Origin of the sequence: Paenibacillus lupini, assembly GCF_011761355.1 — a bacterium.
Lineage (GTDB): Bacteria > Bacillota > Bacilli > Paenibacillales > Paenibacillaceae > Pristimantibacillus > Pristimantibacillus lupini.
Map to the genome: position 1 here is coordinate 77,971 of NZ_JAASRW010000001.1, position 10,884 is coordinate 88,854.

The 10,884-nt window shown below is 47.8% G+C and carries 11 protein-coding genes; 10 read left to right on the top strand and 1 reads right to left on the bottom strand.

Going from position 1 to position 10,884, the window contains the following annotated elements; genetic code table 11:
• The first annotated feature begins 51 nt into the window (after window positions 1-51).
• The 9 genes from dnaK (at window position 52) to FHS17_RS00415 (ending at window position 8,177) form a co-directional block, all read left to right on the top strand.
• Window positions 52-1,896 (top strand): molecular chaperone DnaK, encoded by a 1,845-nt coding sequence (dnaK, locus tag FHS17_RS00375; RefSeq protein ID WP_167272375.1) that lies wholly within the window; start codon window positions 52-54, stop codon window positions 1,894-1,896.
• A 96-nt stretch (window positions 1,897-1,992) separates the two neighbouring features.
• Window positions 1,993-3,135 (top strand): molecular chaperone DnaJ, encoded by a 1,143-nt coding sequence (gene dnaJ / locus FHS17_RS00380; RefSeq protein WP_167272387.1) that lies wholly within the window; start codon window positions 1,993-1,995, stop codon window positions 3,133-3,135.
• 99 nt (window positions 3,136-3,234) lie between these two features.
• Window positions 3,235-3,405 (top strand): YfhD family protein, encoded by a 171-nt coding sequence (locus FHS17_RS00385; RefSeq protein WP_279590317.1) that lies wholly within the window; start codon window positions 3,235-3,237, stop codon window positions 3,403-3,405.
• Entirely contained in the window at window positions 3,406-3,618 is a 213-nt protein-coding gene (locus FHS17_RS00390) for a hypothetical protein (RefSeq protein WP_167272389.1), read from the top strand.
• Window positions 3,619-3,771: 153 nt separating this feature from the next.
• On the top strand, window positions 3,772-4,773 hold the full coding sequence (prmA, locus tag FHS17_RS00395) for a 50S ribosomal protein L11 methyltransferase (protein WP_167272391.1): 1,002 nt from the start codon (window positions 3,772-3,774) through the stop codon (window positions 4,771-4,773).
• Window positions 4,770-5,441, top strand: a complete 672-nt coding sequence (locus tag FHS17_RS00400) for a site-2 protease family protein (RefSeq protein WP_167272393.1) — start codon at window positions 4,770-4,772, stop codon at window positions 5,439-5,441. The genes prmA and FHS17_RS00400 overlap by 4 nt, the downstream gene beginning before the upstream one ends.
• Before the next feature lie 62 nt (window positions 5,442-5,503).
• Complete coding sequence (locus FHS17_RS00405) at window positions 5,504-6,283, top strand: RsmE family RNA methyltransferase (RefSeq protein WP_167272395.1); 780 nt, start codon at window positions 5,504-5,506, stop codon at window positions 6,281-6,283.
• Window positions 6,284-6,290: 7 nt separating this feature from the next.
• Window positions 6,291-7,637 (top strand): tRNA (N(6)-L-threonylcarbamoyladenosine(37)-C(2))-methylthiotransferase MtaB, encoded by a 1,347-nt coding sequence (mtaB, locus tag FHS17_RS00410; RefSeq protein ID WP_167272397.1) that lies wholly within the window; start codon window positions 6,291-6,293, stop codon window positions 7,635-7,637.
• A gap of 108 nt (window positions 7,638-7,745) precedes the next feature.
• Window positions 7,746-8,177, top strand: coding sequence for an NUDIX hydrolase (locus tag FHS17_RS00415; protein ID WP_167272399.1), 432 nt, complete (start codon window positions 7,746-7,748; stop codon window positions 8,175-8,177).
• Here the strand turns inward: FHS17_RS00415 and FHS17_RS00420 are convergent.
• Window positions 8,174-9,142, bottom strand: a complete 969-nt coding sequence (locus FHS17_RS00420) for a Na/Pi cotransporter family protein (protein WP_167272402.1) — start codon at window positions 9,140-9,142, stop codon at window positions 8,174-8,176. The two genes, FHS17_RS00415 and FHS17_RS00420, sit on opposite strands and share 4 nt — an antisense overlap.
• Before the next feature lie 129 nt (window positions 9,143-9,271).
• Between FHS17_RS00420 and FHS17_RS00425 the strand changes: the two genes are divergently transcribed.
• Complete coding sequence (locus tag FHS17_RS00425) at window positions 9,272-10,636, top strand: methyltransferase domain-containing protein (protein WP_167272405.1); 1,365 nt, start codon at window positions 9,272-9,274, stop codon at window positions 10,634-10,636.
• Window positions 10,637-10,884: the final 248 nt, after the last annotated feature.

Here is a 10,884-nt window from a genome sequence, read left to right on the forward strand (position 1 = left end):
ATGCTTACGAAGTGAAAATTGCTTCACAATTTTCTTTAGGAGGAATTCACGATGAGTAAAGTTATTGGTATTGACCTTGGTACTACAAACTCTTGCGTTGCAGTAATGGAAGGCGGCGAAGCTGTCGTTATCCCGAATCCAGAGGGCAACCGTACAACACCTTCTGTTGTTGGTTTCAAGAAAGATGGCGAGCGTATTGTTGGTGAAACAGCAAAACGTCAAGCGATCACTAACCCTGACCGTACAGTTATGTCGATCAAACGTCATATGGGTACAAACCACAAAGAAGTAATCGATGGTAAAGAATATACAGCTCAAGAAATCTCCGCAATTATCCTGCAGAAGCTGAAATCCGATGCTGAAGCATACCTGGGCCAAACGGTAACACAAGCGGTTATCACTGTTCCAGCTTACTTCAACGACAGCCAGCGCCAAGCAACAAAAGATGCTGGTAAAATCGCAGGTCTGGAAGTTCTTCGTATCGTCAACGAGCCTACAGCGGCAGCACTGGCATACGGCCTTGAGAAAACAGAAGATCAAACGATCCTCGTTTATGACCTTGGCGGCGGTACTTTCGACGTCTCGATCCTTGAACTAGGCGACGGTTTCTTTGAAGTTAAAGCAACTAGCGGCGACAACAAGCTGGGCGGCGATGACTTTGACCAAGTCATCATCGACTACCTCGTAGCTGAATTCAAGAAAGAGCAAGGCGTTGACCTTTCCAAGGACAAAGCTGCAGTTCAACGTTTGAAAGATGCTGCTGAGAAAGCGAAAAAAGAACTGTCTGGCGTTCTGACTACAACAATCTCGCTGCCATTTATCACTATGGCTGATGGCGTTCCACAGCATTTGGAGTTGAACCTGACTCGTGCGAAATTCGAAGAAATTTCGGCACAATTGGTTGAGCGTTCCCTTGCTCCTACTCGTCAAGCACTGAGCGACTCGGGTCTGTCTGTAAGTGAAATCGATAAAGTTGTTCTTGTTGGTGGTTCGACTCGTATCCCTGCTGTACAAGAAGCGGTTAAAAAACTGATCGGCAAAGAGCCGCACAAAGGCGTTAACCCTGATGAAGTGGTTGCTCTTGGTGCAGCCGTTCAAGCTGGCGTACTGACTGGCGATGTAAAAGACGTTGTATTGCTCGACGTAACTCCATTGTCCCTTGGTATCGAGACTGCAGGCGGCGTCTTCACGAAGATGATCGACCGTAATACTACGATCCCAACAAGCAAATCCCAAATTTATTCCACTTATGCAGATAACCAACCAGGCGTTGAAATTCACGTCCTTCAAGGTGAGCGTCAAATGGCTGCTGGCAACAAAACGCTGGGCCGTTTCCAACTGAATGATATTCCATTGGCACCACGCGGCGTACCGCAAATCGAAGTTACTTTTGATATCGATGCTAATGGTATCGTTAACGTATCGGCACTCGATAAAGGCACTGGCAAGAGCCAAAAAATTACGATCACTTCTTCGGGCGGTTTGAGCGAGGCTGAAATCGAACAAATGATGAAGGATGCTGAGCTGAACGCGGAAGAAGATCGTAAACGCCGTGAGCTTGTAGAAGCGAAAAACAGCGCTGACCAACTTGTGTACTCCGTTGACAAAACGTTGAAAGACCTTGGAGATAAAGTGGATGCTTCCGAAATTGAAAAAGCAAATGCTGCCAAAGAGAAAGTAACAAGCGCAATTGCAACAGATGACCTGGAGCAAATTACGAAAGCTTCTGAAGAGCTGACCGAAATCGTTCAACAGCTGTCTGTGAAGCTTTATGAGCAAGCACAAGCGGCTCAGGGCGGTGCTCCTGAAGGCGCTGAAGCAGCAGATGCTGGCGCTCGTGGTAAAGATAATGTCGTTGACGCTGACTACGAAGTGGTTGACGAAAACAAGAAATAAGACTTAACTTGTAATGGGAGAGGTCAAAGACAGGGTCTTCCTGTCTTTGACCTTCTCGTTTGTAATTGAATCAAACATGGGTGGAGGTGAGATGAGTTGGCAGATAAACGCGATTATTATGAGGTGCTTGGCTTAGGCAAAAGTGCTTCAGGCGATGAGATTAAGAAAGCATATCGGCAATTAGCGCGTAAGTACCACCCTGACGTCAATAAAGAGGCTGACGCAGAGACGAAGTTCAAAGAAGTGAAGGAAGCTTATGATGTCCTGAGCGATGATGGACAACGCGCAAGATATGACCAGTATGGTCATGTTGATCCGAACCAGGGAATGGGCGGAGCTGGCGGATTCTCGGGCAATGGTGATTTTGGCGGTTTTGGTGATATCTTTGATATGTTCTTTGGCGGTGGCGGTGGAGGTCGACGCGACCCTAACGCACCACAGCGCGGCAATGACTTGCAATATTCGATGACTATTGAATTCAAGGAAGCCGTATTTGGCAAAGAAACGGAAATTACGATTCCACGTACGGAATCTTGCGATACTTGTGTGGGCACTGGTGCGAAGCCAGGTACTAAACCGGAGACTTGTTCGGTATGTCATGGATCCGGTCAGCAAGAGGTTGTCCAAAATACGCCGTTTGGCCGTATGGTTAACCGTCGCGCTTGTTCGAATTGCGGCGGCGCAGGTAAAGTGATCAAAGAGAAATGTGGTACTTGTCATGGCGCTGGCAAGGTGAAAAAACAGCGTAAAATTAACGTTCGTATTCCAGCTGGTGTTGATGATGGCGCACAAATCCGTCTCTCCGGCGAAGGTGAAGGCGGCCTGCGTGGTGGTCCTGCCGGCGATCTTTATATCGTTATCCGCGTGAAGGCGCATGATTTCTTCGAGCGTGAGAATGATGATATTTATTGCGAGGTTCCGTTGACTTTCGTGCAGGCAGCACTTGGTGATGAGATTGAAATCCCAACGCTGACTGAGAAAGTGAAGCTGAAGATTCCTGCCGGTACGCAGACGGGTACTTATTTCCGACTCAAAGGAAAAGGTGTGCCTAAGCTGCGCGGTTACGGTCAAGGCGACCAGCATGTTAAAGTAACGATCGTTACTCCAACCAAGCTGACCGATGCTCAGAAAGATTTGCTTCGTGAGTTTGGCGGAATTGGCGGCGAGGCTCCATCAGAGAGCAGCGAGCATCATGAATCCATTTTCGATAAAATGAAGAAAGCGTTCCGCGGCGAATAGCCCCGGACGTTTTTTTATTTTTACATATGAATAGATCTAGTTCTTAAGTTGCATGCTATTTAAGTAATAGACATGATCTCTTAAGGAGCTGGATTAACAATGACAAACAAGCAAAAAGAAGATATGGAGAAAGTAAACTTCGGCGATTTGCCAATAGGGAAAAATGAAGATGTTGAGTTTTCGGAGGAGCTGGCAGATGAGGCCGATAAACAAGCTGCCAGTCGTGCTGCGGCTGCAGATGCTCGTGAAGAAAATGAGCAGGGCATATAAATGACTCAGCAGGTTGAGATCAGAGCCAATTTCGGGGGGCCTGGTGCAGCTCAGGAAGCGCTCCGTAAGCTTCAAGCTCTACGGGCTTTTGAAGTGAATGGATTATATGAAAACGGCCTTTTGACGGCTACAGTAGATGAAGATGTAGCAGAGCGGGCGGTCCATATGATCGAGCAGATTGGCGGCCATTCACAGACTGAAACGATTGGCTGATGTCAGAAGCGGCAAACAAGCATTTTTGTTTGCCGCTTTTTTGTGCATAAATGATGAATAGTGTACAATAGAGGGTAGTTTTCTAAGACTATGTTTACGAAGTGAGAATTAACGCAAGAACGCGCTAATTCTTTTTCAGGAGGGGTACCAATAATGAAATGGCATGAAATTACGATCTCGACAACGGAGCAAGCGATCGAGATGATCTCAAACTTTTTGCATGAAATGGATGCTGACGGCGTATCCATTGAAGAATCGGGCACGCTGAATAAGGAGCGGGATACTTCACTAGGACAATGGTACGAATTGCCGCTTAACGATATTCCGGAAGGTCAGGCAGTTATTAAAGGTTATTTCCTTGAAAGCGTAGATATGGATGCTCTCAAAGCAGTGGTTGTCCCAAGGATTGAACAGCTTCGTGAGTTTGGCATTGATCCTGGCAATTTTGAGATATCATTCAGAGTTGTTGACGAAGAGGATTGGGCGACAGCATGGAAGCAATACTTCAAACCGATTAGAGTATCGGAACGTTTAACGATTAAGCCGACATGGGAAGAATACGAGCCTGCTGAAGGCGAGAACATCATAGAGCTGGACCCTGGAATGGCATTTGGTACTGGTACGCATCCAACGACTTCACTTTGTCTGCAGACGCTTGAATCGGTTATTAAGGGCGATGAGGAGATTATTGACGTAGGAACGGGTTCAGGTATTCTTGCCATTGGGGCTATGAAGCTTGGAGCACGCCGAGTACTTGCGCTGGATCTGGATCCGGTTGCTGTATCAAGTGCAACGGAAAACGTAAGATTAAATGGCTTGCAGGATGATATTGAAGTGGTGGAAAGTGATCTGCTTGGTGTGCTTGGAGGGAAAGTTGTCCATGCTGTAAATGAGCGGGATGCTCGCAGTACTTCGGTTACTTTACCGGTAGATCTGGTTGTAGCGAACATTTTGGCGGAAATTATTTTGCTCTTCATCGATGATGTGTTTGCAGCACTGAAACCAAACGGTATTTACATAGCATCTGGTATTTTCAAGAATAAGGAAACCGATGTTGAGGATGGTCTTATCCGTTCAGGCTTTGAAGTCATTGATAAACGCCGCGACCAGGACTGGATTGCATTCGTGGCGAGAAAGCCGCAGGTGAATGAATGAACTGGGAGAGTTTCTTAGCTTATCCGGTTGAAGATTTGCCTTTTGTGGCGCTGGTGCTAATTATCTCCTTCACCGTGCATGAGTTCGCTCATGCATACAGCGCGTACAAATTTGGTGACAGGACCGCCTATGATATGGGACGGGTTACACTTAATCCACGTGTACATATTGATGTGCTTGGCGCTATCCTTATTCTGATCGCAGGCTTCGGTTGGGCGAAGCCTGTGCTCGTGAATTCTAATAATTTCAAGAAGCCGCGTCTTATGGGAGTTATCGTATCGGCATTAGGGCCGATTAGTAACTTGCTGCTTGGTATCCTTGGTGTTTTACTCACATACATATTGGACGCAACAGGCTTGATGTATGCGGGATCCAACGGCGTTGACTTAGCGCTACAGCATTTTTTCTTTTATTTTATCTTCCTTAATTTCATCTTGTTCATTTTTAACTTGATTCCGCTGCCGCCGCTTGACGGCTACCGGATTATTCAGGATCTTCTTCCGCGGGAAGCGAGAATCAAGATGGATCAGAACATGCAGTGGGGCATGTATATCTTCCTACTGCTTGTGTTCATTCCACCGCTTCGCCGTGTTACGCTTGATCCGATCCTCGGCTTATGGGAACCGCTCTACAATTTCTTTTTTAAATTATTCCAGCCGTTGTTTTAAGCCGCTCTCATAGATTTTTAGAGCGGAAACATGCTAATATGAAGGATGGTTAGACTGACGCAATGCAGCGATATTTTGTAGCAGCGGAGCAGTTTGACGGCTCTAGCGTGCGTTTAATAGGGGAAGATGCCTTCCATGCCGTCCGCGTTATGCGGATGAAGCCGGAAGAGAAATTTATTGCCAGTGACGGCCTATCTCGTGTTGTACTTGCTGCAGTTCGGGAGGCCGATTCTTCGGAAGTGGTTGCCGACATTGTGGAGGAGCTCCCAATGGACTCTGAGTCTAATTGGTCCGTTACAATTGCGCAAAGCTTGCCGAAGGGCGATAAGATGGAACTGGTTATTCAGAAAGGGACGGAGATTGGCGCTTATTCGTTTGCGCCGTTCCAGTCAGAGAGAATGATAGTTCAATACGACGGCAAGAAGGAAGCGAAGCGCCTGGAGCGTTGGAGTAAGATTGCGAAGGAAGCAGCCGAACAGTCACACCGTTGCCGTGTTCCTGCGATCGAACCAGTGCGCAGCTGGCGTGAGCTGAAGGAAGCTATACCAACTTTTGATTTAGCGTTATTTTGTTATGAACGGGAAGGCGATGCAGCAGCAGGCAAGGGCATAAGAGATGCCGTGCTTAATTGGAAGAAGCAGGCAGGCGATAAGGCTGCCGAGCCCAAGATGCTGCTCATCGTTGGTCCTGAAGGCGGCTTTACGGAACGTGAGGCTGATGAAGCGGAAGCGGCGGGAGCTGTAATTGTTGGCCTAGGCAGGCGAATATTACGGACAGAAACCGCGGGCATCGTAGGGCTGACATGCCTCATGTACGAAGCCGGAGAAATGGGAGGAGCGTAAGAAATTTATGCCATCGGTTGCATTTTACACCTTGGGATGCAAAGTTAACTTTTACGACACAGAAGCGATTTGGCAGCTGTTTAAGAATGAAGGATATGAGCAGGTTGACTTTGAATCAACCGCTGATGTGTATTTGATTAATACATGTACAGTTACGAATACTGGCGATAAGAAGAGCCGTCAAATTATTCGCCGCGCAATTCGCCGGAATCCGGATGCAGTTATAGCGGTGACGGGCTGTTATGCCCAAACTTCACCAGCAGAAATTATGGCGATTCCAGGTGTTGACCTCGTTATCGGTACACAGGATCGCGAGAAGATCATGACATTTGTTAATCAAATTCATGATGACCGTCAACCGGTTAACGCCGTTCGGAACATTATGAAGACTCGTGAATTCGAGGAGCTTGATGTGCCGGACTTCAATGAACGTACTCGTGCCTTTTTGAAGATTCAAGAAGGGTGTAACAATTTCTGTACGTTCTGTATTATTCCATGGTCGCGTGGACTGTCACGCAGCCGTGATTCGAAGAGTGTTCTGGAACAAGCGAAACAGCTTGTAGCTTCAGGTTACAAGGAAATTGTCCTGACCGGCATTCATACAGGCGGCTATGGCGACGATATGGAAAATTATCGTCTGACAGATCTGCTATGGGATTTGGATAAAATCGAAGGTCTTGAACGAATTCGGATCAGTTCAATCGAAGCTAGCCAGATCGACGATGCTATGATTGACGTTCTGAAGCGTTCGGAGAAAATGTGCCGTCATCTGCACATTCCACTTCAAGCAGGAGATACTTCGGTGCTCAAGCGGATGCGCCGTAAATATACGACAGAAGAATTTGCAGGCAAGCTGAAACGTATTCGTGAAGCTATGCCTGGTGTAGCGATTACTACGGACGTGATTGTTGGTTTCCCTGGTGAGACTGATGAGATGTTCGAGAATGGTTATAAGTTTATGCAAGAAGTCGGTTTCTCCGAAATGCACGTCTTCCCTTACTCGAAGCGTACAGGTACACCTGCAGCACGTATGGAAGATCAAGTGGACGAAGAAGTGAAGAACGAACGCGTTCATAAGCTGATTGACCTATCGGAGAAGATGCAGCTGGCTTATGCTGAGCAATATGTAGGCGCCGTGCTGGACGTGATTCCGGAACGTGATTATAAAGGTGCACCAGGCACTGGTCTTGTCATGGGTTATTCAGACAACTACATTCAGGTTATCTTCGAAGGTACTGAGGCGCTTGTTGGCAAGCTTTGCCGAGTGAAAATTACGGAAGCTGGCGTTAATGAATGCCGCGCTCAGCTCGTTCGTGTTCTTGATGACGTACCTGCAGAAGCGTTGAGAGCTTAGAAATAGAAAAATACGCACGAGGGTTTCCCGCCCATTTCTGTAAGATTGGAACAGCGGGAAATCCTCGTTGTTGCATGCAAATGTCAAGCAGGCAAGGGGGAAACGGAAATGGTTGAAATTTCGGCAGGAGGCGTGGTCTATCGTCGGAACGAAGCCGGGCTCTTGCAAATCCAGCTGATTCAGGACCGTTATGGCAAAGTGTCACTCCCGAAAGGCAAGATGGAGCCCGGGGAAACCGTTGAACAGACAGCGCTTCGTGAAATTGCCGAGGAAACCGGATTGATCGGGGCTATTATCAAACCGATTGATCAAATTAAGTATCGGTATCATGATTCGCATAAGGGAACTGTCGATAAAGAGGTCCATTATTATTTGGTTGAGGCGGTTGGCGGCTCGCTGCAGGCTCAGGTTGAAGAGATTCGCGGCGTTGAATGGTTTGACCCGCTTGAAGCTTGGAGGCGGCAAAAACAATCCGGTTATGAGAATAATAACCGGATTGTGGCTGGGGCACTTAGTTTGCTTGGCGTAAAATACGACTAGACAGGCAGTTTGCGGAAGGCTGGCAGATAACAGAATGGTAAGGCGATCAGCGAGCTCAGAATATTGAAGATCGTCTGCGCATGTGCGATTTGACTAGCAGGCGATTGTGCGAACCAGCCGGAAGCAGCAGCTAGCTCTCCTAGAAATGGCATAAATAATAATGCCCCTCCCGCATTCAGTATGGTATGGGACCAAGCCACATACTGGCCGGACTTCGAACCGCTGAAGGAAGCGATGAGTGCAGTTGCGCAAGTCCCAATGTTCGCGCCAAGTACAACGGCGACACCGATTTCCAGCGGCATGGCTCCAATTGATGCGAAGCCCATGATGATTCCGATAACGGCTGCGCTGCTGTGGACGACAGCTGTCAGCACAGCACCAGCTGCAAGCCCCCACCAGAGGCTCTCCGCTGATTTACCCAGGAACCAGCTGAATAAGGAGCTCTCCTGAACGGCTGGTCCTATGGCTTGCATGATTGCCATACCTGCCAGCAGCAGGCTGAAACCGCCTAAAGCAACGGCAGATGAGCGGATGGTCTCGAGAATGCGAACCGACCGCATTCTGGGCCATAATCTCAGCTCATGCAGCAATACGGTTATTAGCCAACCTGTTAAGGATACGAGAAGTAAGGGAGTGGCCAGCTTGTTTAAGCTGAGACCAATCAATTCGGTTGTAAGACAAGTGCCGATATTGCTTCCCAATATGATGCCTAGTGTGCGCGGAAACGTTAATAAACCTGCATTGACAAGTCCAATCGCAATGACGGTGACAGCGGTACTGCTCTGCAGGAACGCCGTTGTGGCTGTCCCGATGGCAAGGCCATGTATAGGAGTGGCAGTCGAGCGATGCAGGATATGATTGAGGTAAGGGCCAGCTAATCGATGTAAAGCCAGCTCCATCAGCTTCATACCGCTAATAAAAATAGTGAAGCCGATGGCCATAGGCAGTAAAATGGTTTGAAGCATCGTATGTTCTCCTTTATCATCGTTATCGATTGATACATATGCGTGCCATTAGACAAGCATGACAAGCATGGACTAGAGGAAGTGCGGCAGAATCAACTGCGCTTAAGAATAGAGAGGAAGATTAACGAAGTGAGCAAAGCAAAAGTATGGCTGCAGAAAGGCCGTAAGAAGCGTCTTGAAGCAGGCCAACCATGGATTTATGCGAGTGAAATTGACAGGTTGGAAGGTGAAGCAGAGCCAGGGGAGCTTGTTGATGTGGTTGGTCATAACGGCCGGTATTTGGCGACGGGCTATTACAATCCAAAATCACAAATTACGGTACGTGTCGTTTCCTACCAGCCATTGGACGAAATGGATGTTGATTTTTTCCGTGATCGTCTAAGAGCATGCGAGGCTCATCGCAGCCGGTTTGTACCGGATCGTGATTGCAGACTGGTATATGGAGAGGCTGATTTTCTTCCAGGTCTTGTAGTTGATCGGTTCGATGATGTTCTGGTTGTGCAGATCGTTACGCTTGGCATGGATATCAGACGTGAAGCGATAGTCCAGGCATTGGTTGATGTATTCCAGCCGAAAGGGATCTACGAACGAAGTGATGTCGGCGTTAGACAGCTTGAGGGACTGGAACTTCGAACAGGTGTCATGTACGGGGAGTGCCCTCGTATTCTCGAGATTGAAGAGAATGGCTTAAAGCTGGAAGTTGATATCGTGGAAGGGCAGAAGACAGGCTACTTCTATGACCAGCGCGAGAATCGCGCTTCCATCGCCCCTCTGATGAAGGGGTGGGGAGGCCGAAGCGGCATCCAATTGGAAAGTCGTGAGGCAGAAGATGGTTCTGGCGAGCAACTTGTTCCTGTGAATTCGAACGGCAAAGAAGTAACATTCCCCTACTGGGATGGTGCAACCGTACTAGAATGCTTTGCTCATACGGGCAGCTTTACACTTCATGCCTGCAAATATGGGGCTAAGAAAGTAACTTGTCTTGATGTATCTGAACATGCCATCGATACAGCACGCCGCAACGTCGAGCGTAATGGCTTTACAGATCGGGTAGAGTTTGTAGTAGCAGATGCATTTGAATATTTACGTTCGCAGGTTAAAGGTGCGGAGGAAAGAACGGAGCGCAGCCGTGCTGGTACGGATACCTCGAAGCCAATCAGCGGCAATGGACGTACTTGGGATGTTGTTATTCTAGATCCTCCTGCTTTCGCAAAGACGAAAAGCGCAGTGGCTGGAGCATGTCGTGGTTATAAGGATATTAATCTGCACGGGATGAAGCTGGTAAATGAAGGCGGATATTTGGTGACAGCGAGCTGCTCGTACCATATGCGCCCTGACTTGTTCCTGGAGACCATCCAGGAGGCGGCTACCGATGCAGGCAAGCTGCTGCGACTCGTTGAATGGCGGGCGGCAGGCAAAGATCATCCGCAGCTTCTTGGCGTACAAGAGGGCCACTATTTGAAGTTTGCAGTGTTTGAGGTTCGGAGTAAGTAAATATAGCCCAAACAAGCCGCATGGGTCCTGATGGGATCTATGTGGCTTGTTTGTTTTCTTGGCGATTTAGTTCAATAAATATACATTTGAATATGCATATTTGATGTGTATAATAGGAATATAACGCTGAGAGGCAGTCGACTGCACTTAAGCGAAGTTTTATAACGGACAAAGCAGATAACTGTATGTCTAACCAACCCATAATCCGGCAGAGCGGTTAACCGCATGCGGGATTTTTTATTTTTATA